The sequence below is a fragment of the Tabrizicola sp. T74 genome (genome assembly GCF_057219935.1).
Genome location: NZ_JBXVVT010000001.1, coordinates 1,218,954 through 1,241,238, shown reverse-complemented (window position 1 = coordinate 1,241,238; position 22,285 = coordinate 1,218,954). Strand labels below are relative to the sequence as shown.

The following is a 22,285-nucleotide window of genomic DNA, read 5'->3' as shown; positions in this document are numbered from 1 at the left end:
CTTCGTTGAATGAGCAAATCTGCGGGTTGCGGCTTGCGGATGACACAGCAGGCTTGGCGCGCCTAGCTGCGTGGGGCGGCGGCGCGGCGCAGGCGGTCGTTGATCGCGCGGCCAAGCCCGGTCTCCGGGACCGGGGCAAAGGCGATGCGGCCGCCGGGTCCGGCCAGCCGGTCGGCCTCGCGCAGGGTCTGGAACAGGCGGGCGGCGGCCTCGACCAGATCGCCGGTGGCTGACAGGCTCAGCGCGCCCGGGACCGGGCCGAAGCCAACCAGCACTTCGTCCCCCTCTGCCCGGGTGGCATTCAGCCGGACCCCGGCCTCGGGCGCGTAATGCGAGGCGAGCTGGCCGGGCGCGGTGGGCTTGTCGACCGAGCCTCCGGTGGCCAGTGGGGTGCCAAGGGCGGCCTCCAGCGCCTCGACCGGCAGGCCGCCGGGGCGCAGAAGGACCGGGTCGGGGTCGGGAAGGACGATGGTCGATTCAAGTCCCACGGCACAGGGGCCGCCGTCCAGAACCGCCGCGATCTTGCCGGCAAGGCCGTCCAGCACATGGTCGGGCCGGGTCGGGGAGACGCGGCCCGAGGGGTTGGCCGAAGGGGCCGCGACCGGCCCGCCAAATGCTCGCAGCAGGCGCTGCGCCAGCGGATGCTCCGGCACGCGGATCGCGACGGTGGGCAGGCCTGCGGTGACCAGGGGCGAGATGCCGGCGTCGTCGCGAAGGGGCAGGACCAGGGTCAGCGGGCCAGGCCAGAAGGCCGCCGCCAGCCCGCGCGCGTTCGGGCCGACGTGGGCAATCGCCTCGGCTGCGGCAAGGTCGGGTAGGTGCACGATCAGCGGGTTGAAGCTGGGCCGCCCCTTGGCCGCGAAGATGCCCGCGACGGCCCGGTCAGACCGTGCATCACCACCCAAGCCGTAGACCGTCTCGGTCGGGAAGGCCAACAGCTCGCCCTGCCGCAGCAGACCGGCGGCCCGGGCGATGCCCGCGTCATCGGGGGAAAGCAGAAGGGTCATGGGCTTCTGACGCAGCGTCCAGCTTGAAGGGTTGTGCGAAACGAATAGCGTTTGATCGGGGCCTCCCCTTACGGCAGGGCCCCGGTTTTGCCAAGGCTTTGCAAGGGAGAGGTCCATGCCCTATCGCGCCCCGGTCAGGGATATCCGGTTCATCCTGGACAATGTGGTGGGCTTTGCCGATGTGGCGGCGACCCCTCGGTTTGCCGGGGCGACGGTCGATCTCGTCGAGGCGATCCTGACGGAGGCCGGGCGGCTGGGCACGGATGTGCTGGCGCCCTTGAACCGGGTGGGCGACCTGACCCCGGCGCGGCTGGAGAATGGCGCGGTGGTGTCGAGCCCAGGCTATGCCGAGGCCTATCGCGCGCTTGCCGAAGGCGGCTGGGTCGGGATGGCGGCCAGCCCGGACCATGGCGGGATGGGGTTGCCGATTTCGCTGGCGCTGGCGGTGGACGAGATGATGTCGGGCTCCTGTCTGGGTCTGCACCTGAAGCCGCTGTTGACCAAGGGCCAGATCGAGGCGCTGGAGCATCATGGGTCGGCCGAGTTGCAGGCCTTGTACCTGCCGAAGCTGACCTCGGGCGAATGGTCGGGGACGATGAACCTGACCGAGCCGCATGCCGGGACGGATGTGGGGTCGCTGCGGTCGAAGGCGGTGCCGAACGGCGATGGGACCTATGCGGTGACCGGGCAGAAGATCTTCATCACCTGGGGCGACAGCGACCTGGTGTCGAACGTCTGCCACCTGGTGCTGGCCCGGTTGCCGGACGGGGTGGCGGGGACCAAGGGGATCAGCCTGTTCATGGTGCCGAAGTTCATCCCCGATGCGGCGGGCAATCCGGGGCGGCGGAACAGCCTACGGGTGGTCAGCCTGGAGCACAAGCTGGGCATCCATGGCAGCCCGACCTGCGTGATGCAGTTCGACGAAGCGACCGGTTGGTTGGTGGGAGAACCGCACAACGGGATGGCGGCGATGTTCACGATGATGAACAACGCCCGGCTGTCGGTGGCGGCGCAAGGCGTGGGCGTGGCCGAGGCGGCGCTGCAGCATGCGCTGGCCTATGCCGAGGGGCGGAGGCAGGGGGTGACTCCGCTGTCGAAGGACGGGACGATCATCGAACACGCTGACGTCCGCCGGATGCTGGCCCGGATGCGGGCCGAGGTCTTTGCGGCACGGTCCATCGCCCTGTCCTGCGCGGTGGCGATCGACATGGCAACGGCGACGGGCGCGGCGGAGTGGAAGGCGCGGGCGGCGTTCCTGACGCCGATCGCCAAGGCCTACTGCACCGACATCGCCTGCGAGGTGGCGCATCAGGGGGTGCAGGTCCACGGGGGCATGGGGTTCATCGAGGAGACGGGCGCGGCGCAGTACCTGCGGGACGCGCGGATCCTGCCGATCTATGAGGGGACGAACGGCATCCAGGCGATGGACCTGGTGGGCCGCAAGATGGCCGATGGCGGCGAGGCGGCGTTCCGGCTGATCGACGAGGTCCAGCGCGGGGCCGAGGCGGCGCGGGGGCGTCTGCCGGACCTGGCGGGCGAGGTCTGGGCGGCCTCTGAGGCGCTGCGCGAGGGGACCGAGGCCTTGCTGGCGATGGAATTGAACGACCGGTTCGCCGGGGCGGTGGCCTATCTGCGGGCCTTCGCCCAGGTCCTGGGGGCCCAGGCCCACCTGAAGGCCGCCCTGGCTGACCCCGGGCGCGAGACCCTGGCCCGGGTGATGATCCGCCGGGTCCTGCCGGGGCATGCGGCCCTTCTGGCCGAGGCCCGCGAAGGCGCGGCGGGGCTGTACGCGGTGGGGTCGGACGACCTGGCCGCCTGATCTGTCCACGGTGGACAAACTCTGATCGACCAATGATTTTAATATCTTGGTCGCGGACGTTAGGGATTTGGTAAGGTTTGCTTCTGGTCCCGCTCGTCGGGGACTTTGTCCCTCCTCGCTGAGGGCGGGAAGCCTTGAAGGCGGTCTGGAGAAGCGCGCATGGCAAAGCTCGTCGGGGACTTCGTCCCTCCTCGCTGATGGGCGGTTTGGGCTCGTCGGGGACTTCGTCCCTCCTCGCCGGAGAACTTCCCGACGAGGAGCCGAAGGCGAACGAGGAGGCGGGCGGTCAGTCTGCGGTGAAGCCTGCGGCCTTGTGGCTGCCGTCGCAGTAGGGCTTGTTCTTCGACGCGCCGCAGCGGCAGAGGAAGGTCTTCACCACCTTGTCGGTCGTCCGCCCGGTGCCCGAGACCACCTCAAGGTTTCCCGTCACCATCAGCGGGCCGTCCTTCAGGGGCTGGACGTTCAGCGGGCCGTTGCGGACCTCAAGTGCTGCGAACTCCTTGGCGGCGGGTTCGCCCGTGGCGGTGAAACCGGCGGCGGCATGGGCACCGTCGCAGTAGGGCTTGTTCGCCGACTGGCCGCAGCGGCAGAGCGTCGCGCGGGGGGTGGCTTGCGCCTCTCCGCCGATCTGCAGCTCGGCCTCGAAAGCCAGGGGGCCGTTTTCGCGGATGCGGACCGTATTCACCACCGGCGCAGTGTCCGAGGACGCCGAGCCGTCATTGCGCGACACCCGGATCGCGCCCGAGGGGCAGGCGAGTGCCGTGTGCATCACCACCTCGGCGCTGGCGGCGTCGGGGTGGATCCATTCGCCCTTGACGTTCGGGACATAAACCTCGGGGTGGCCGAGGACGCAGGTGCGCGAATGGATGCAGCGGCTGGCGTCGAAGCGGATGGTGACGTCGCGGCCTTTGACGACTTCCTCGGTCATGGGAGCTCCGGTGGCTGTGGGTGGATCGCGTCAGCAGAGCCGAGAAACGCCCGTCAAGCAAGGATGACGGCTGTGCAGTCGGGACAGACATGGTGCGCTGTAGCGCACCCTATTCCGTTTCCCGCGCCTCGCTGACCAGCATCACCGGGATACCGTCGCGGATCGGAAAGGCGAGATGCGCGGCCTTCGACACCAGTTCCTGGCGTTCGGCGTCATAGGTCAAGACGGCATGGGTGACCGGGCAGACCAGCGCCTCCAACATCCGGCGGTCGGCGGGTTCGGTCATTGCAGGGTCTCCACCTCGCCGCTGCCGCGCAGGGCAAATTCGATCAGCGTGACAATGGTTTCGCGCCGGGTGACCAGCGTGGGGGTTTCAAGAAGGGCCTGCTTGTCCTCAGGGCTGAAGGGGCAGAGCATGGAGAGCGAATTGATGAGCAGTTCCGGCTCGGCCTCTTTCAGGCTGTTCCAGTCGGTCGACAGTTCCAGCTTGGTGAAATAGCGCGCGAGCAGCCCCATGAAATCCTCGCGGCGGAAGCCGGGATCGTCTTCGCTGGGGCCAAGATCGCGCGAAAAGTCGGACCAGTCCACGAGACAGCGGCGATAGGGGGTGAAGCCCTGGACTTCCTCTTTCACCCGATAGCGCGAGATGCCCGAGAGGGTGATCATGTAGCGGCCGTCTTCGGTTTCGGAGAAGCCGGTCAGCCGCCCGGCGCAGCCGATGGCCTGCAGACGCTTTTCGCCGCTGCGCTTTTCGCTGGCGGGCGTCTCGCGCGGCTGGATCATGCCGATCAGGCGGTGCTTGGTCTTCATGCAATCCTCGATCATCGCCAGATAGCGCGGTTCGAAGATGTGCAGCGGAAGCCTGGCCCGGGGGAGCATCAGCGCCCCGGGCAGGGGGAAGACCGGAATGGTGTCCGGCAGGTCGGCGGCTGTGAACATGGTCACCTAGCTAGCCCGCGAACGGGATCAGGCAAATATCATCGACGACAGTTTGCGGCGTCCGGCGAGAACGATCGGGTCTTGCGGCTTCAGCGCCTCGAAGATGGTGAAGAGCTGGGTCTTGGCCGCCCCGCCGTTCCATTCCCGGTCGCGGCGGAAAAGCTCGAGGAGTTCATCGACGGCAGCCTTCGGATCGCCCGCAGCCAGCAGGGCGGCGGCGAGGTCAAAGCGGGCCTGGTGGTCGTTGGGGTTCGCTTCGACCGCGGCGCGAAGCTCAGCCTCGGGCCCCGCATTGGCGGCCTGTTTCGCCAGTTCCAGCTGCGCGCGGGCGGCGTCCAGTTCCTTGGACTTGGCGACGGTGGGCGGCGCGGCGGCGATCAGCCCTTCGGCCTGGTCGAGATTGTTCAACGCCAGGTGGGCGCGGATCAGGCCGCCGTAGGCAGCAGCGTTTTCGGCGTCTTCGCCCAGGATCGCGGCGAAGGTTTCGGCGGCATCGACGGCGGCGCCTTCGGTCAGCATGTCCTCGGCCGCCTGGATCGCCTCGGCAAGGCCGCCGTCCCCGGCCAGAGCCGAGACGCGCTCGATGAAGGCCTTGAGTTCCGAGGCCGGGACCGCGCCCTGGAAGCCGTCGACCGGCTGGCCCTGCCAGAAGGCGTAGACGGTGGGGATCGACTGGATGCGAAGCTGGCCCGCGATGCGCTGGTTCTTGTCGACATCGACCTTGGCCATCCTGACCTTGCCACCGGCGGCGGTGACCGCGGCCTCAAGCATGGGGCCGAGCGTCTTGCAGGGGCCGCACCAGGTGGCCCAGAAGTCGACAATGACCGGAACCTCGCGGCTGGCCTCGATCACGTCGGCCATGAAGGTGGCTTCGGACACGTCCTTGATCAGATCGGTTGCAGCTTGCGGCTTTTCGCCCAGACCCAGCATGGCGGCCTCCTCGTAGACTGTTTGCGCATATATGGCGGCTGGGGTCGCAAAGGCCAAGGGGAGATCAGGGGGCCGGGTTGCGCCAGGCGCAGGTGGCGAGGTGGTCGTTGACCATGCCGGAGGCCTGCATGAAGGCATAGGTGATGGTGGGGCCGACGAAGTTGAAGCCGTGGGCCTTGAGCGCCTTGGACATGGCCTGGGACTGTGGGGTTTGGGCGGGGACCTCGGCCAGGGTTTTCGGATGGTTGATGCGGGGCTGGCCGCCGGTGAAGGACCAGAGGAAGGGGGAAAAGCCCTGTGCCGCCTCGATCCGCTGGAAGGCCCGGGCGCCGCGAATGGCGCCTTCGATCTTGCCGCGGTGGCGGACGATCCCGGGGTCTTGCAGGAGGCGGGCAACCTCGGGCTCACCCCAGGTGGCGATGTGGTCGGGGTCGAAGCCCTGGAAGGCCGCGCGGAAGCCGTCGCGCTTGCGCAGGATGGTGATCCAGGACAGCCCGGCCTGGAAGCTTTCGAGGATGAGGAGCTCGAACAGTCGCCGGGGATCGCGTTCGGGGCGGCCCCACTCATGGTCATGGTAGGCCTGGTACAGCGGATCGGTCCCGCACCAGGGGCAACGTGAAGAATTTTCAGCACTTTGCATGGGAAAACCCGCGGATTCCGTGTGGGCAAAATTAGAACAAAATGCGAAGTTTGACGATGCATTTACCCCGAGAGGTCTAGGGTGTCGACAAGGAATTGACCGGCCGGGGGCTATGCATGAGCTATATGAAGGAACCAAGGGCGTCGAAGTACGATCGCGACCCTGCCACATCAAGCCCGTTGAATGTTGCGATCTCGGCCCAGGACCGCGAGACCGTCGCGATGGTCACGCAGGCGCTGAAGGACCGACGGATGCGGCTGGCGTTCCAGCCGGTGGTCTATGCCGCCGACCCGTCGCTGATCGGGTTCTTCGAGGGGTTCATCCGGCTGTTGAACCTGCGCGACCAGGTGATCCCGGCGCGCGACTTCATGCCGGTGGTGGAACAGCGCCAGCTGGGCCGCGACATCGACTGCGCGGCGCTGCAGCTGGGCCTGATGGCGATGCAGCGCAATCCGCAGATCCGGGTGTCGATCAACATGTCGGCGCGGTCGGTCGGCTATCAGCCCTGGATGAACATCCTGCAGCGCGCCCTGCAGGACAGCCCGCGCCTGGGGTCGAACCTGATCCTGGAAATCAACGAGAACTCGGCGCTGCAGGTCCCCGATGTGCTGAAGCCGTTCATGGCCGAAATGCGGGACCGCGGCATCGTCTTTGCGCTGGATGATTTCGGTGCGGGAACCACTTCGCTTCGGGTGCTGGAGGAGCTGGATTTCGAGATCGCGAAGATTGACGGCGTCCTGGTCAAGAACGTGGACCGCACCCCGGCGGCCAAGTCGGCAGCGCGGGCGGCGATCGCCATGGCGCAGGAACTGGGCATGTATGTCGTGGCCGAGTCGGTCGAGACCGAGGAAGAGGCGAACTGGCTGCGCAACGCCGGCGTGGGCTGCATGCAGGGCTATCTGTTCGGACCGCCCACCGTCACTCCGGACTTCCGCGCCTTCCGGCATGGGCGTCCGAACATCGCGGTGGGATAGGCGGCGGTCTGGCGGGGTGAGCGGGCCCCGGGCAAGGGCTGCGGACCTGACTTGGGCAACGTCGAACTTCGGCCCTTGCCATTTCCTTCGCGGTCGTCGTGGCGGTTGCGGCGAGTGCTGCTCTCACCGTCGCCGTGCCGGTACTGGCAGCGGGTTGGGTGGCCGGACGGCCAATCGGGTTCTGCCGTCATGCCCCCGGAAAAGGCGCGAGGCCTGCGCAGGCGGGGCGGCGTGCGACCAGAGTACAGACGCGGACGCAGTGACACCGGCACGTGTCTTCCGGCAAGGCCACCCGGGGCTTGATCAGGCTGCCGGCAAGCCGACCCCGCTCTTGACCGGTATCCTCTACCCGATGCAACGCGGGCATGCGCGTCCCGCCAGGGCTGCGGTAAATCGCCCCCAACCACCATCTGTCTTGCGCTTGCAGCAATCTGCCCTTAGGGCATGACTGAAGCGGCGCGTGCCCTTTGGCCGCGGCGGCACAGCTTGGCGCTTAGGGAGAGGATCCGGAAATGACCAATGTCGTAATCGTGTCGGCGGGCCGCACCGCCGTAGGCAGCTTCAACGGCTCGTTCGCCAACACGCCGGCGCATGACCTGGGCGCAGCGGTGATCGAGGCGGTCGTCGCCCGTGCTGGCATTGACAAGGCCGAAGTCGAGGAGACGATCCTCGGCCAGGTGCTGACCGCGGGCCAGGGCCAGAACCCGGCGCGGCAAGCACATATCAAGGCGGGTCTGGCGAAGGAATCCAGCGCCTGGTCGCTGAACCAGGTCTGCGGTTCGGGCCTTCGCGCCGTGGCACTGGGGGCGCAGCATGTGCAGCTGGGCGATGCACGGATCGTCGTCGCGGGCGGGCAGGAATCGATGTCGCTGTCGCCCCATGTGGCGCACCTGCGCGCCGGACAGAAGATGGGCGATCTGAACTTCATCGACTCGATGATAAAGGACGGGCTCTGGGACGCCTTCAACGGGTATCACATGGGCCAGACGGCGGAAAACGTCGCCAACCAGTGGCAGATCAGCCGCGACATGCAGGACGAATTCGCACTGGCCAGCCAGAACAAGGCCGAGGCCGCGCAGAAGGCCGGCAAGTTCAAGGACGAGATCGTGCCCTTCACGGTGAAGACCCGGAAGGGCGACATCGTGGTCGATGCGGACGAATACATCCGTCACGGCGCGACCATCGACGCGATGCAGAAGCTGAAGCCCGCCTTCACCAAGGACGGCTCGGTCACGGCGGCGAATGCAAGCGGCCTGAACGACGGCGCGGCGGCGGTGGTGCTGATGACGGCCGAGGAAGCCGCCAAGCGTGGACTGAAGCCCCTGGCGCGGATTGCCTCCTATGCGACCGCCGGACTTGACCCGTCGATCATGGGCGTGGGCCCGATCCATGCCAGCCGCAAGGCGCTGCAGAAGGCGGGCTGGAAGGTCGGTGATCTGGACCTGGTCGAGGCGAACGAGGCCTTTGCCGCCCAGGCCTGCGCAGTGAACAAAGACATGGGCTGGGACCCGTCGATCGTGAACGTGAACGGTGGCGCCATCGCCATCGGCCACCCGATCGGCGCGAGCGGAGCGCGCATCCTGAACACGCTGCTGTTCGAGATGGCACGTCGCGGGGCGAACAAGGGCCTGGCGACGCTCTGCATCGGCGGCGGCATGGGAGTCGCCATGTGCCTGGAACGGGCCTGACCCCAGTGTTGCTGCGGCGCAGCAAATCGCCGCAATAGCGAAACGGGCGCGCAATAATGTTGCGCGCCCGATTTCGTTTCGGTAACAGGATTTCAACGGCATACGGTAGCATACCCCAAGGGAGGAGAATCACGATGGCACGGGTTGCATTGGTCACGGGCGGGTCGCGCGGCATTGGCGCGGCGATCTCGGTCGCGCTGAAGGCGGCGGGCTACAAGGTCGCGGCGAACTATGCCGGCAACGACGAGGCGGCGGCGGCCTTCACCAAGGAGACCGGCATCCCGACCTACAAGTGGTCCGTGGCGGATTACGACGCCTGTGCGGCGGGGATCGCCAAGGTCGAGGCCGAGGTCGGCCCGGTGGACGTGCTGGTGAACAACGCCGGGATCACCCGGGACGCGATGTTCCACAAGATGACGCCGCAGCAGTGGAAAGAGGTGATCGACACCAACCTGACGGGTCTTTTCAACATGACGCATCCGCTGTGGTCAGGCATGCGGGACCGCAAGTTCGGGCGGGTGATCAACATCAGCTCGATCAACGGCCAGAAGGGTCAGGCGGGCCAGGCCAACTATTCGGCGGCCAAGTCGGGCGACCTGGGGTTCACCAAGGCGCTGGCGCAGGAAGGCGCGCGGGCCGGGATCACCGTGAACGCAATCTGCCCGGGCTATATCGCGACGGAGATGGTGAAGGCCATCGACGAAAAGGTGCTGAACGAACGCATCATTCCGCTGATCCCGGTGGGCCGCCTGGGCGAGCCGGAAGAGATCGCGCGGATCTGCGTGTTCCTGGCGTCCGAGGATGCCGGGTTCATCACGGGATCGACGATCAGCGCGAACGGCGGGCAGTTTTTCGTCTGACGCCTCCTCGTTCGACTGCGTCTCCTCGTCGGAGGGCCTGCGAGGAGCGACGAAGTCGAACGACGAGCATTCCGGGGCCGTCCTTCGGGGCGGCCTTTTCCTTTGCGGCGCGGGCGGTTATGCAACAGCGACGGAGGGACCATGACCAAGGCTCGCGCAACGCTGATCGGGTTCACCGCCGTCCTCATGTGGTCGCTGCTGGCCCTGTTCACCATCGGCAGTGCTCCGGTCCCGCCCTTATTGCTGAACGCGATCTGTTTCGGGATCGGCGGGCTGATCGGGCTGGTCTGGACCGCGCGTCAAGGATTCGGGGTGCTAAGGGGCGTCAGCTGGAAGGTCTATGCCTTCGGGACCATTGGCCTTTTCGGCTATCACTTCCTGTATTTCACCGCGTTCCGGCTGTCGCCTAGCGCAGAGACCGGGTTGATCGCCTATCTGTGGCCGCTGTTCATCGTGCTGATGTCGGGCCTCTTGCCCGGTGAGCGGTTGCGCGCGCCGCATGTCATCGGGGCGCTGATCGCCTTTGCAGGGGCGGCGGTGATTGTCCTCGGGCGTGGGGGAGAGGGCGATGGCTCGGCCCTGGGGCTGGCGCTGGCGTTCGGCTGCGCGCTGACCTGGGCGGGGTATTCGGTCCTGTCGCGGCGGTTGGGCGAGGTGCCCACCGAAAGCGTGACGGTGTTCTGCCTGGCAACTGCGGCCCTGTCGGTCGTGGCGCATCTGTCGCTGGAGACGACAGTCTGGCCTGAGGGGGCGCTTGGCTGGGCTGCGGTGCTGGCGCTGGGGATCGGTCCAGTGGGCGCGGCCTTCTTCACCTGGGACATCGGGATGAAGCGGGGGGACATCCAGCTGTTGGGCGTGGCAAGCTATGCGGCGCCGCTGTTGTCGACCCTGGCCCTGGTTCTGACGGGGATTGCCAAGCCGTCCTGGACCATCGCCGTTGCGGCGGTGCTGATTGCGGCGGGTGCGGCGCTGGCCGCCCGGGCCAGCGCCAAAAAGACTTAGTGCCGGACGGGCTTAGTGGCTAAGCCGCTCGATCTCCTCTTTCAGGCGCAGCTTCTGCTTCTTGAGTTCCGCGATCTTCAGGGCATCCGTTGCGGGGCTGCGCTGGGCTTGCTCGACCATTTCGGAGAGTGCTTCGTGCTTCCTGCGCAGTTCCACCAGATGCGATGCGATCGTCATGGTCGTCCTCCTGTAAAAGCTACCCACGGGGGAAGTGCAGCACGAAACCCGAGTCGTGTCATCCCCCGTTGACATCGTGCTACAGAATGATGCGTCGAATTCAGCGGAATGCCGCGAGGAGGTCAGCCCCGTCGCGCAGGACGGCGTTGGCGGCGGGGGTGTAACTTTCGCGGTCGCCGTCATGGGCGGCGCCGGCGTGGATGACGAAGGGCGCAAGGAGGCGGAAAGGCGCGCGGCCACCCTTTCGGGCCTGGACGATGACGCGGAGCGCGGGCCGGCCTTCGCGCGGGGCAAGCGGCAGGACGGCGGCGGAACCGAGCTTGGGCGGCAGGGCGGCCAGCACCTCAGGCAGGCCATCGGCGCCGCAGATCAGGGTCAGCCAGCCCCCGGGGCGCAGGCGCCGGGTGGCGGCGGCGACCCAGGTGGACAGGGGCGTCTCAACCTGCATCGCGCGTGCCCGGGCGGCGATGGGCGAGGGGCTGCCGCCGGCGGGGTAGTAGGGTGGGTTCGCGATGACATGGTCGAAGTCGCGGCGGAGGGCGGAGGGCATGCGGGTCAGGTCGCCCTCATGCACCTCGACCGCGATGCCGTTGCGGTCCGCGTTACGGCGGGCGAGGTCGGCATAGGCGGCTTGCAGTTCCAGGCCAGCCAGCGCAAGGCCCTGCACCCGATGCCCGAGACAGAGGGCGGCGGCCCCTGCCCCGCAGCCGAGGTCAAGGACGCTGTGTCCCGGTTCGGCCGGACAGGCGGCGGCCAAGAGGACCGGGTCGGTCGCGGCACGGTAGCCCTTTAACGGTTGCAGAAGGCGCAGGCGGCCGCAGAGGAACTTGTCGTCGGACAGTTCATCCTCGGCGAACATCAGGGGACCGTCTCGATGTTGTTGTCGCGCAGGATCGCCCGGGCGAGGAACAGGTCCCGGTCGGCCACCATCAGGCGCTGCGGCAAAACGCCAAGGCTGCCGTCAAGGACGCTCATGTGGACGTCCAACGGAAACGCGGCTATACCCTCGCCCTCAAGAAGGACCGTGGCAAAGGCGATCACCGTGGGGTCGGTCGTGCGGAGAAGTTCCTTCATCACATCGGGTTACAACCGCAGGTCGGGCGGGGCAAGGGCGGCAGGGATATGGACGGGGCTGGCGAAGGGCAGAAGGCGGTGAGCCCGCAGGACAGGCTGAGCGCCCTTCTGGCTGACGACATGGCGGCGGTGAACGCGCTGATCCGGGAACGGATGGCCAGTGAACACGCCCCGCGCATCCCGGAAGTGACGGCGCATCTGGTCGAGGCAGGCGGTAAGCGGCTGCGGCCGCTGCTGACGCTGGCCTCGGCCAGGATGATGGGCTACGGCGGCGGCGACCACGTCAAGCTGGCGGCAACGGTCGAGTTCATCCACACGGCGACGCTCTTGCATGACGACGTGGTCGACGAAAGCCAGCGCCGGCGCGGGCGGCCGACGGCGAACCTGTTATGGGACAACAAGTCGAGCGTGCTGGTCGGCGACTACCTGTTTTCCCGCAGCTTCCAGCTGATGGTCGAAACCGGAAACCTGCGAGTGCTGGACATCCTGGCCAATGCCAGTGCGACGATTGCCGAAGGCGAAGTGCTGCAGCTGACCGCGGCGCAGGACTTGGCGACGGACGAGCGGATCTATCTGCAGGTGATCCGGGGCAAGACGGCGGCGCTGTTTGCCGCTGCGACCGAGGTCGGCGGGGTGATCGCGGGGGCGGATGAGGCCGAAGTCACGGCGTTGCGCGACTATGGCGACGCCTTGGGGATCGCCTTCCAGATCGTCGACGACATCCTGGATTACGGTGGGTCGGACGCGGTGATCGGCAAGAACACCGGGGACGATTTCCGCGAACGCAAGCTGACGCTGCCGGTCATCAAGGCCGTGGCGCAGGCCGATGCCGAAGAGCGCGCCTTCTGGACCCGGGTGATCGAGAAGGGCGACCAGCGCGAGGGCGACCTGGCGCAGGCGATGCTGATTCTGCGCCGTCATGATGCAATTTCGGCCAGCCGCTCCGCGGCGCTGGACTGGGCGGCACGCGCCAAGTCGGCACTGAACAACCTACCCGAGCATTCACTCCGCGACATTCTGTCTGAACTTGCAGATTTCGTGGTCCGTCGCCTATTCTGAACCGAATGTAGACTATGATCCGCGAAATGACCGAATTCGGATCATTTTTTGGACAAAGTCTCTGCGTAACAGAAAAGGTGTGTGTGCGAGGTGTTCGGCGTCGACGGGGTTCAGGCAAAGGTGATGCGGCGGGTCGCGTTTCTGGCCTCCGCAGGGTCGTTGAGACCTTGGTAACTTTGCACTGAGAAGATGGAATTGCCCGGGGTCAGTCCCGGGATGGAGTGGGAAGATGAAGTTTTTCGGCTGGCTTTTTGGTCGGAAGGCCAAGGCATCGCGCGCAGGCCGCTTCAACGGCAGTGAGGCAGAGGAGATTCAGGCCACGAAGGCCGCAATCGACTCCGTGGCGCGCGGCAATGGTCCGGCTGCCGGACGCTTCCCCAAGCTTGCTGATGGCGCCCCCGAGGTCCTGACCCAGACGGCGAACAGCGCTGTCGTCGCCAAGGAAGGTCCGAAACCCGCGGTGAACATCTGGGAGATGGAGGAGGAGGCCGCAGCCCCTGCCTCGGTGCCCGTCCCGACCCCGGCGCGCGAGATTGCCGCCGATGCGGGTGCGCGCCGGCGTGCGACCCGGACCAAGACCCGCGTCCTTGGGTTCGAGCCGCAGCCCGCCGCAGTCGTGCCGCTGTTCGACGAAGGGCGGATGGAAGAATCGATCGAGCCCGGCGACAAGTCGGGCGTGGTGATGTACCCGACCGGCTGGCTGGTCATCAAATCCGGCCCGGGCCGCGGCGCAGCTTTCCCGGTGATGCGGGGCGTGTCGCAGATCGGGCGCGGCGCAGACCAGACCATCGCGCTGGATTTCGGCGACATGGCGATCTCGCGCCAGCATCATGCAGCAATCGCCTATGACCCGATGACGCACCAGTTCCATCTGGGGCATGGCGGAAAGTCCAACCTGGTGCGCCTGAATGGCAAACCCCTTCTGTCGACGTCCGTGGTGGGCGATGGCGACGAGATCCAGATCGGCGAGACGACACTGGTGCTGAAAGCGCTGTGTTCGGCCGAGTTCAACTGGTCGGCAGTAGACTCCGAGGGGGATGCGGATGATATGGCGATCGCGTGAGCCACGCTATGACGTAGCCTCCGGGATCAGCCAGGGCGCGCGAGACTATCAGGAAGACGCGATCACCGCGGACTTCCCGGTTGGTGCCGAGGCCGGATTTGTCGTCCTGGCCGATGGCATGGGCGGCCATGCCGCGGGCGACGTGGCCTCGAAAGTCGTCCTGACCGAGGTTTTCAGCGAGCTGAAGTTCCACTTTGCCGATGTGCAATCGTTCGAGGCGCGGGCGCCCGAAATCCTGCGCAGCGTGGCGGATTTTGCCAACGAAACCCTGCGCCAGCACACCCGCAGCCACCCCGAGACCGAGGGGATGGGATCGACGCTGGTTGTGCCGGCGCTGATCGAGAACCGGCTGTGGTGGATCTCGATCGGGGATTCACCGCTGTTCCTGTTCCGCGGGGGCAAGCTGACCCAGTTGAACGAGGACCACTCGATGGCGCCGCAGATCGACTTCATGGTGAAGTCGGGCCTGATGGACCCCGAGGTGGGAGCCAACCATCCCGACCGAAACTGCCTGATCTCGGTGCTGATGGGCACGCGGATCCCGAAGATCGACTGCCCGAACCGGCCCCATGAGCTGCAGGAAGGTGACATCGTGCTGTGCGCCTCGGACGGGGTGCAGTTCCTGACCAATGCGCAGATCGAAAAGGTGCTGAACAAGTACCGCAAGGCGCGGTCGACCGAGATTGCCGAGCGCCTGCTGGAAGAGCTGGCCCGGCTTGACGACCCGGACCAGGACAACATCAGTTTCACGATCATCAAGGTGAACAACGCCTCGGTGCGAGCGAAGGAAGCGCGCCCGGCCGGACCCTCGGCCACGGTTGCACGCCCGCGTCGCCTGACAACGATCGCGCCCGACCAGCTGTCGGTGCCGGCGCGCAAGGCCACGGCGGCTGCGCAGCCTGCTCAAGGTATCGCGCCTTTGCCGCCGCAGGACCCGAACCCGATGCCCCTGCCGGAAGCGAAAGTCGCTCCGACCCCGCGCCGGGTTGTCCAGACCCTGTCGGAAAGCACGCCGGGGCCACAGGTCGAGGATTTGTCACCAGTGCGGTTGCGGCCAAAGCGAGTCACCGTCATAAAGTAAGACATGGCAAACTCCGATGAGGAACTGACAGTCGCCCAGCGGCTTGGCCGCGCGCTTGACCGCGGGCTCTTGCCTGCAGGCGGTCCGGCAGAGGCTGCAGAGCGCCTGATCGAACGGCTGGAGCGTCCCGCCCGCATCGCGCTGTTAGGCCTGCCGGGCTCGGGCAAATCCTCGATCCTGAACTTGCTTGTCGGCACTATCGTCGTGCCGGAAACGCTGCGCCTGCCGACGATTGTCGTGCAACACGGCGACAGCGCCCGGATGATCTGCACGCTGACCGATGGCAGCACCAAGATCCTGGCCGGCAGCGATCTGGCCGAAGTGCTGCCGCTCGCCCCCGCGCTGGTCACGCTGGAGATGAACCTGCCCGCGCTGAAGGTGATCAGCCTTCTGGAAGTGTCGGTCGGCCCGATGGAGGCCGAGCAGAAGCGCGCGGCGAACTGGGCCAGCAAGCGCGCGGACATCGTGATCTGGTGCACGACCTCCTACCTGCCGAAAGAGCAGCTGGTCTGGGAAAGCCTGCCCGATTCGGTCAAGGACAACAGCTTCATGTTCCTGACCAAGGTGGACCTCCTGGGCAGCCGGCAGTCGGCGGCGGCCATGCACGAACGCGTCGAGCTGCGCGCGGGCGAGGAGTTCCGGCAGATCCTGTCGATCTCGGCCAAGGAAGCGCGGGCCGCGGTGCCCCCCGGTGGTCCGGTCAACCGCGAACTGTTCCGCGACAGCGGCGCGGCCGCAGTGATCGCGGCGATCAAGACGCGGGTCCAGTCGGGCCGGCGCGCGGACATGGACACGGCAGAACTGCTGCTGGCCCGGCATGTCGAGGCGGGCGAACTGGTCGCGCGCCGCTTTGCCGAGCCGGGGGAAACGGACGCGGCCGAGGGCTGGACCCCGCCGCCCGAGCCGGCGGAGTTTGGGTCGGCGACCGAACCCGCAGCGGACCTGCCCGAGGCAGAAGAAACGGAAGCGGCAGTCGAGGAGGAATGGGCTGAGCCCGCCGAAGCGGAGGAGGATGAAGTCGCCGTCGCGGAGCCGGAGCCCGAGTCTGAGCCTGAGCCCGAGCCTGAGCCCGAACCAGTGGTCGAGGTGTCGCTCGACCCCGAACCCGAGCCCGAGCCGGTGCAGCCAGCGCCTCCGCCTGTCGTGGAGGAGGAGCCGAAGCCCGAAACCCGTCGGCGCTTTGCCGACCGGATCAAGCGCGTGGCGGGCGAAGGCGATCCGGTAGCCGCCCCGCTGGTTCCCTTGCGGACAACCTGGAAGTCCAAGGCCGAAATGGCTGCCGCGCCCGAACCGGAACCCGAACCTGCGCCCCGTCCGCCGGAACCGGTGCGGCGGCCAAGGCCCACCTCGCAACCGGTGGCGGAAGAGACCCCGGTGGTCGCACCGCCGGACATCCCGGAAGAGCCCGAGGAGGTTCCGCCCGAAGTCGTCGCGGAAGAGCCGGTTCGGCCCCGGGAGCGGGTGCCCCGCGCGATAACCCCGCGTCCGGAACGGGCGATCGAGGTGCCGTCGGACGAAGAACCGGAGCCCCGGCGGCGCGAACCTTTGGACGCAGAGCGGGAGGCGCCCGGGACCGAACGGCGCACCCTGTTTGGCGCAGCTCGTCCGGCACCGTCAGGCCTGACCCGCGGATCGCCCCTGCCCGACCTGTCCGCCCTGCGCGCCCGCCCCGAAGAGATCGCGGCGGATGACGACGGCACCCTGCCGGACCTGGAGGATGTGGACGAGGACGACGTTCCGGAGATTGCCGATTACCTGGACGCCGAAACCGGGGACCTTGTGGAAGAGGTCGCCGAGGCGGCAGAACCCGAGTTCGTCGCGGAAGACGAACCGGAGCCGGAACCTGAGCCTGAGCCAGAGCCTGAGCCGGATCCCGCGCCCCGGCTGGACCCGATGCCCGCACCCGCCACTCCGGTCGAGCGTCCCAGCCTGTTCAAGCGGGACCCGCGTCCGCGCCCGACCGAACCGGCGGCCCCGCCGCGCGAGGAGCGTGTGCCGCCGATGGAGCGCAGGCCGCGCGAGGCCCCGGTCCAGCGGCTGCCGGCCTCGGCCCGGGCGGCAGTGGCTCCGGCTGCGCCCGCCGCACCGGCGATGGATGAGGCCATGTTCTCGCCCATGGCGATCATGCGACGGGATCAGCAGGCGGCAGCCGACCAGCCCGCCCCGCGCCGGGAACGCCCTCGGATCGCGGCACGCGCCGTCCCGACCAGCCCTGCCCCAGCCGCTGCCCCGGCCATCGACATCGGGGCGGATGGCGGTCTTGCCGACCAGGCGATTGCGATGATAAAGGCACGCGCGGCGGCACTGGAAAGCGAGATCGATTTCGACGCGAAGGTGCCGGTTGATCTGATTCTGGAGCACACGCGCGAGACGGGCGAACAGGTGATGGCAGTGGTCTCGCAGGGTCGGTCCGACGCGATGCGCCGAATCAACAGCGACCTTGGTGAGGTACTGGACCACATCATGTTGATGCAGTTGGAAAAAGGTCACGCCCCCGCTGACGACGCGCTGACCATGATCTTGCAACTTAGGCGCGAACTGGAAACATTGCGCGCGGTGTAAGGTCATTGTGAGCGTAGAATCGTCAAGAATGTGCCTAATTGGGACCACTTTCCCAACTTATGACACGATTGCGGGGACTTGTGTCGCACGGCGCTCGAACTAGGCGGAACTCGCCCGCGATTATGAGGTGAACATGGGACTCGGTGCGGTTGCAGAGAACGAGGACGATCGGGACGGCATGGTTGCCGCAGAGCCGGAAGTTGCCCTGAAGCGCAACTTCCCTGGGCTGGCCCGTATCGCGGATTCGATCAAGCAGTTCGAGGACGTGCTGCGCGACTTTGTCACGATGGCCGACCCGGACACGTCGAAGAAGGTCACCCGGATCATGGGCCAGGTGCGCGAGGTTGAGCCCTCGGTCACCGTGATTGGCCAGATCAAGGCGGGGAAGACCTCGCTTTTGAACGCGATGATCGGTGCGCCGGGGCTGTTGCCGACGGACGTGAACCCGTGGACTTCGGTCGTCACCTCGCTGCACATCAACACGCCCTCGCCCGAGCTGAACGTGCGGGCGAAGTTCAAGTTCTTCGACAATGCCGAATGGGAAAAGCTCGTGTCGAACGGCGGCCGGATCGGTCAGCTGGCGGCGCGCGCGGGCGCGGACGAAGAGCTTGAGAAGCTGCGCCTGCAGGTCGTGCAGATGCGCGACAAGGCGCAGGCGCGCCTGGGCCGCAAGTTCGAGATGCTGCTGGGTACCGAGCACCGCTATGGCACGGTCGATGACGCGCTGTTAAGGCGGTATGTCTGCGTCGGCGACGAGGAATCCGGCGGCGCCGAGGCAGGCCGGTTCACCGACATCACCAAGTCGGCCGACCTGTACATCGAGCGCGAAGATTTCCCGATCATGATGTGCATCCGGGACACCCCCGGCGTGAACGACACGTTCATGATGCGCGAGCAGATCACGATCAACGCGGTCCGCGACAGCCGGTCCTGTATCGTCGTGTTGTCGGCCCACCAGGCGCTGACCACGATGGACATGGCGCTGATCCGCCTGATCGCGCACCGGCAAAGCCGCGAGATCATCATCTTCGTGAACCGGATCGACGAACTGCCCGATCCCGCGACCCAGGTGCCGGAGATCCACCGCGCGATCCTGGAGACGCTGGAAAAGAACAACGCGCCGCCGGACGTCGACATCATCTATGGCTCTGCCCATTGGGCGAACGCGGTCCTGGAAGGCAAGATCGACGAGATGACCGACGACTCGACCGAGTCGGCGATCAACTGGACCCGCGCGGCCTTTGCCGACAAGATGTCGGAATGGACGGCGGAACAGCTGGTCTGGCATGCCTCGGGCGTGCCGGCGCTTCTGGATGCGCTGGGCCAGCGGATGTACGAAGGCCCGGTCCGTGAAGCGCTGCAGAAGTCGTCGCGCCAGGCGCTGAACCTGGCCCAGTCGCTGGACGTGGTGGACCAGGTCCGCATCCTGGAATCGGACGGCCAGCTGAACCGGACGATGACACCGCAGCAGCTGGACGCCGAACTGCGCAAGATCGAGCAGGCGGCGGTCGAGAAGCTGACGCACCTGACGAACAACGTCTGCAAGGATTTCACCAACCGCATCGACCAGAGCTATGAACGCTTCCTGGACCGCGCGACGAACAGCCTGATCGAGCATCTGCAGACCAATGGCGAGGATGCGACCTGGCACTACAGCCCGCTGGGGCTGCGGATGCTTCTGTCGTCCAGCTATCAGGTCGTCTTGAAGAAGATGCACGCCATCGCGGCCGAAGTGAACAACGAGACGGCGCTGCATATCGCTGATCTCTATGGCAAGACCTTCTCGATCACCGTCGAAGGCTTCAAGATCGAGACGCCGGTCGTGTCCTACATCCCGCCGCCGATCAACCTGGGCCAGACCATCGCGCTGGACCTGCAGGTCGGCTGGTGGAAGGGCTGGTGGCAGCGCCGCCGGGGCTACAAGGCCTTTGCGCAGGACTTCAACAAGCTGATCCGGGCGGAAACCGACCCGATCATCAACGACCTGAAGACAATCCAGATCGGCCTGTTCCGCGAACGCACCCAGACCACCCTGCGAGACTTCTTGCAGGAACAGCGCGAACTTCTGATGAGCGCGCTGGCCTCTTCCGAGATTTCGATGGAAGAGATGAAGGAGTTGTTCGGCGTGAACGCCTGGGAAGACCGGCAGGAATGCCTGGCCTCGATCATGGACGAGCTTGCGATCTATGCTGACTGAGTAGCGTAAAGGGTTACGAAAGGACCTGAGTTATGCCACTGACCCGCAAACCGCGCATCGCCATCATGGGCGAATTCAGCTCGGGGAAAAGCACGCTCTGCAACGTGCTGATGGGGGCGCGGCCCCTGCTTGAGAAGGTGACGGCAACCCAGCTTCCGCCGGTCTGGCTGAGCTATGGCCCGGATGACGCCTACACCCAAGGGTTGGACGGACACGCCTACGACCTGGACCTGGCCGAGCTGGAGCAGGTCAGCCTGGAGACGACCGAGCACGTCCGCATCTTCATGAAAAGCGATATCCTGCGGTACTGCGACCTGATCGACATGCCGGGGATTTCCGACCCGTCGATGTCCTCGGAAGTCTGGGAGCGGATGGCCTATCTTGCCGATGGTGTGCTGTGGTGCACCCATGCGACGCAGGCCTGGCGGCAGTCGGAATCGGGCGTCTGGTCGACCTTCCCGCAGGAAATGCGCCGCAACAGCCTGCTTCTGATCACCCGGTTCGACAAGATCGTCGGCGAGAAGGACCGCGCCAAGGTGCTGAAGCGCGTTCAGCAGGAAACCGAAGGCCTGTTTGCCGAAGTCTATCCGGTGTCGCTGTTGCAGGCGATGCGGGCCGGTGAAGACGAAGGCATGTGGATGGAAAGCGGGGCCGACGCCTTCACCAAGGCATTGTTCGAGATCGTCCACCGGATCATCGACGAGGGCCACCCGGAGCCGGGCGAAGAGGGCAAGCCTGCCATCAAGCCGGACCCCGCCGAAGAAACCGAAGTTGGCCAGAGCCTGATCGCCGAGGCCTTCGAGCGCCTTACGGTGATCCGCAACACTCCGGTCATCAAGATCCAGCCGCGCCGGGTCGAGGCGAAGACCGAACGGTTGCTGCGCACCGAACGGCCGACGGCCGAATCCGGCCCGACGCTGGTGACTTTTGCCGACAACATCGTCGGCACGGGCGATGCGCTGCCGTTGGGACGGCTCAAGACCTCGTAACGCGGAAAGGACGCCGGATTGGGTGTGACTGAAGGCCTTGGGGCGGTTGTGAAGGCCTTTCCGCAGGCCCGTCTTGTGGCATTTGCCGACCTGTCCTCGCGCATGATCCTGACCAGTGCGGGGCCGATGGTGACCACGCAGGAACACCTGGACCAGCTGTGCAACCAGGCCCGTGCCTGTTTCGATGACCCCCTCTTTTCCCTGTCGGTCGAAGCCTTTGGCGAGCCGCACACGGCGCTGGTGCTGGGGCCTGCCAACCTGCGGCTGTTCATGCGGTCCGAGACCGAGCCGGCCGATGCCCTGTGCTGCGTCTGCGATCGTGGCATTGACCTTCCCGCGTTTGTGGCCAAAATCCGCGAGACGCTCGAAGGCATTTCCCATGGCGGGTGATGCGCGTGGGTGACTGGGGTCGAAGAAACCGTTGAACAAGGGCAGCGTTCCAATCCTTGCTCGTCTGCGCAGCTTGCAGGCGGATGTTCTGGCGCATCCCGGCGGAGTGCGGATCATTGCCCAGTCGAATGACCGCAACCCCCTGGCCCAGCTGTTGCGCACGATGAACGAAACGATGTTGGGTCGGTCGCTGGAATTCCGGTCGTCGTCGGGGGCCTCGATCACCCTTGACGTTGCCGGTCGCCGGGTGCTGCGTCTAACTGGCAGCCTGGGCGTGCAAGGGGCAGAGGCGTGCCTGAGTGCCCCGGCACTGGAGGACGAACACAAGGACGACCTGATCAAGCTGATGCAGGCGGTGGCTGCGCCCCGGCAAGAGCTGCGCGTCATCTCGGGGCCTATCGGGCGCGGCGACGATGAGATCAGCGTTGGTCTGCCGGTCGCGCTTTTGGCCGACCTTCTGCTTGTCGAACTGAACGAGACCGAGGTCGAAGACCCCCTGCCCGAGGAAGTGGCCGAGCCGGTCGTGGTCTACGAAGCGCAGAGGGTCCAGCTGGCCGGCAAGGGCATCCGCGACTTTGCTGACGGGGTCGGCCCGACGCTGATCGCCTGGCTGGTGCGGGGGGGCGAGCAGGACGGCATGAGCTTTGGCCCCGAAGAGATGGTGTCGCACCTGCAGGGCTTTCTGGATGACGAGACCCAGTCCGTGGTGCAGCAGCTTGACCTCTTGTCGGCCCAGCCGGGCGATCCGATCTGCCTGATGCTGGGTGCCACTCTGATCGAGGGCCACAGCATCGTGTGTGCCCGCGTGCAGGACGCCCTTCTGTTGGGCGTGACCGAAGGGGATGGCACCGCCTCGGCACTGGCGGCCTGGAACGCCCTCTTACACTGACCGCGCCGGGGCAGACA

General features: G+C 66.5%; 22 protein-coding genes. 13 read left to right on the top strand and 9 right to left on the bottom strand.

The features are described from left to right. Positions 1-62: 62 nt before the first annotated feature. Positions 63-1,007, bottom strand: coding sequence for an L-threonylcarbamoyladenylate synthase (locus AC2EAL_RS06330; protein ID WP_484723320.1), 945 nt, complete (start codon positions 1,005-1,007; stop codon positions 63-65). 115 nt (positions 1,008-1,122) lie between these two features. On the opposite strand from AC2EAL_RS06330, the gene AC2EAL_RS06325 reads away from it, so the two are divergent. Next, positions 1,123-2,826 (top strand): acyl-CoA dehydrogenase, encoded by a 1,704-nt coding sequence (locus AC2EAL_RS06325; protein WP_484723319.1) that lies wholly within the window; start codon positions 1,123-1,125, stop codon positions 2,824-2,826. A 286-nt stretch (positions 2,827-3,112) separates the two neighbouring features. Here the strand turns inward: AC2EAL_RS06325 and AC2EAL_RS06320 are convergent, their stop codons facing one another. The 5 genes from AC2EAL_RS06320 to AC2EAL_RS06300 form a co-directional block, all read right to left on the bottom strand. Then, a complete protein-coding gene (locus tag AC2EAL_RS06320; RefSeq protein ID WP_484723318.1) occupies positions 3,113-3,754 on the bottom strand; it encodes a CDGSH iron-sulfur domain-containing protein in 642 nt (213 codons plus the stop codon). A 109-nt stretch (positions 3,755-3,863) separates the two neighbouring features. After that, positions 3,864-4,040, bottom strand: coding sequence for a Trm112 family protein (locus AC2EAL_RS06315; protein ID WP_484723317.1), 177 nt, complete (start codon positions 4,038-4,040; stop codon positions 3,864-3,866). Continuing rightward, positions 4,037-4,693 (bottom strand): LON peptidase substrate-binding domain-containing protein, encoded by a 657-nt coding sequence (locus AC2EAL_RS06310; protein ID WP_484723316.1) that lies wholly within the window; start codon positions 4,691-4,693, stop codon positions 4,037-4,039. Before AC2EAL_RS06310 ends, AC2EAL_RS06315 begins: the two co-directional genes overlap by 4 nt. A gap of 27 nt (positions 4,694-4,720) precedes the next feature. Beyond that, positions 4,721-5,623 (bottom strand): thioredoxin, encoded by a 903-nt coding sequence (trxA, locus tag AC2EAL_RS06305; protein WP_484723315.1) that lies wholly within the window; start codon positions 5,621-5,623, stop codon positions 4,721-4,723. 64 nt (positions 5,624-5,687) lie between these two features. Beyond that, positions 5,688-6,263 (bottom strand): DNA-3-methyladenine glycosylase I, encoded by a 576-nt coding sequence (locus tag AC2EAL_RS06300; protein WP_484723314.1) that lies wholly within the window; start codon positions 6,261-6,263, stop codon positions 5,688-5,690. Between the two features lie 116 nt (positions 6,264-6,379). Here AC2EAL_RS06300 and AC2EAL_RS06295 point away from each other — a divergent pair, with 116 nt between their 5' ends. The 4 genes from AC2EAL_RS06295 (at position 6,380) to yddG (ending at position 10,787) form a co-directional block, all read left to right on the top strand. Then, the gene (locus tag AC2EAL_RS06295; RefSeq protein WP_484723313.1) at positions 6,380-7,237 is read left to right on the top strand and encodes an EAL domain-containing protein; all 858 of its coding nucleotides are present in this window, start codon (positions 6,380-6,382) and stop codon (positions 7,235-7,237) included. Positions 7,238-7,749: 512 nt separating this feature from the next. Then, positions 7,750-8,925, top strand: a complete 1,176-nt coding sequence (locus tag AC2EAL_RS06290) for an acetyl-CoA C-acetyltransferase (protein WP_484723312.1) — start codon at positions 7,750-7,752, stop codon at positions 8,923-8,925. A 134-nt stretch (positions 8,926-9,059) separates the two neighbouring features. After that, the gene (phbB, locus tag AC2EAL_RS06285) at positions 9,060-9,785 is read left to right on the top strand and encodes an acetoacetyl-CoA reductase (RefSeq protein ID WP_484723311.1); all 726 of its coding nucleotides are present in this window, start codon (positions 9,060-9,062) and stop codon (positions 9,783-9,785) included. Positions 9,786-9,926: 141 nt separating this feature from the next. Beyond that, entirely contained in the window at positions 9,927-10,787 is an 861-nt protein-coding gene (gene yddG, locus AC2EAL_RS06280) for an aromatic amino acid exporter YddG (protein WP_484723310.1), read from the top strand. Between the two features lie 12 nt (positions 10,788-10,799). Here the strand turns inward: yddG and AC2EAL_RS06275 are convergent, their stop codons facing one another. The 3 genes from AC2EAL_RS06275 to AC2EAL_RS06265 all read right to left on the bottom strand — a co-directional run bounded on the left by AC2EAL_RS06275 (position 10,800) and on the right by AC2EAL_RS06265 (position 12,038). After that, complete coding sequence (locus AC2EAL_RS06275) at positions 10,800-10,964, bottom strand: YdcH family protein (RefSeq protein ID WP_484723309.1); 165 nt, start codon at positions 10,962-10,964, stop codon at positions 10,800-10,802. Positions 10,965-11,064: 100 nt separating this feature from the next. Continuing rightward, on the bottom strand, positions 11,065-11,823 hold the full coding sequence (locus tag AC2EAL_RS06270) for a tRNA1(Val) (adenine(37)-N6)-methyltransferase (RefSeq protein WP_484723308.1): 759 nt from the start codon (positions 11,821-11,823) through the stop codon (positions 11,065-11,067). Next, the gene (locus AC2EAL_RS06265) at positions 11,823-12,038 is read right to left on the bottom strand and encodes a putative signal transducing protein (RefSeq protein WP_484723307.1); all 216 of its coding nucleotides are present in this window, start codon (positions 12,036-12,038) and stop codon (positions 11,823-11,825) included. Before AC2EAL_RS06265 ends, AC2EAL_RS06270 begins: the two co-directional genes overlap by 1 nt. A 48-nt stretch (positions 12,039-12,086) precedes the next feature. Here AC2EAL_RS06265 and AC2EAL_RS06260 point away from each other — a divergent pair, with 48 nt between their 5' ends. The 8 genes from AC2EAL_RS06260 to AC2EAL_RS06225 all read left to right on the top strand — a co-directional run bounded on the left by AC2EAL_RS06260 (position 12,087) and on the right by AC2EAL_RS06225 (position 22,268). Further along, the gene (locus AC2EAL_RS06260) at positions 12,087-13,097 is read left to right on the top strand and encodes a polyprenyl synthetase family protein (RefSeq protein WP_484723306.1); all 1,011 of its coding nucleotides are present in this window, start codon (positions 12,087-12,089) and stop codon (positions 13,095-13,097) included. 229 nt (positions 13,098-13,326) lie between these two features. Then, positions 13,327-14,160 carry an FHA domain-containing protein gene (locus tag AC2EAL_RS06255; protein WP_484723305.1) on the top strand — a complete coding sequence of 278 codons (834 nt, stop codon included), beginning with the start codon at positions 13,327-13,329 and terminating at the stop codon, positions 14,158-14,160. After that, positions 14,141-15,241 (top strand): PP2C family protein-serine/threonine phosphatase, encoded by a 1,101-nt coding sequence (locus AC2EAL_RS06250; RefSeq protein ID WP_484723304.1) that lies wholly within the window; start codon positions 14,141-14,143, stop codon positions 15,239-15,241. The genes AC2EAL_RS06255 and AC2EAL_RS06250 overlap by 20 nt, the downstream gene beginning before the upstream one ends. A 3-nt stretch (positions 15,242-15,244) precedes the next feature. Beyond that, positions 15,245-17,803, top strand: a complete 2,559-nt coding sequence (locus AC2EAL_RS06245) for a P-loop NTPase family protein (RefSeq protein WP_484723303.1) — start codon at positions 15,245-15,247, stop codon at positions 17,801-17,803. 133 nt (positions 17,804-17,936) lie between these two features. Beyond that, entirely contained in the window at positions 17,937-20,000 is a 2,064-nt protein-coding gene (locus AC2EAL_RS06240; RefSeq protein WP_484723302.1) for a dynamin family protein, read from the top strand. Positions 20,001-20,032: 32 nt separating this feature from the next. After that, complete coding sequence (locus tag AC2EAL_RS06235) at positions 20,033-20,989, top strand: dynamin family protein (protein ID WP_484723301.1); 957 nt, start codon at positions 20,033-20,035, stop codon at positions 20,987-20,989. Between the two features lie 18 nt (positions 20,990-21,007). Further along, positions 21,008-21,379: a hypothetical protein gene (locus AC2EAL_RS06230; protein WP_484723300.1), complete on the top strand. Its 372-nt coding sequence runs from the start codon at positions 21,008-21,010 to the stop codon at positions 21,377-21,379. 73 nt (positions 21,380-21,452) lie between these two features. Further along, on the top strand, positions 21,453-22,268 hold the full coding sequence (locus AC2EAL_RS06225) for a hypothetical protein (RefSeq protein ID WP_484723299.1): 816 nt from the start codon (positions 21,453-21,455) through the stop codon (positions 22,266-22,268). Positions 22,269-22,285 lie beyond the last annotated feature (17 nt).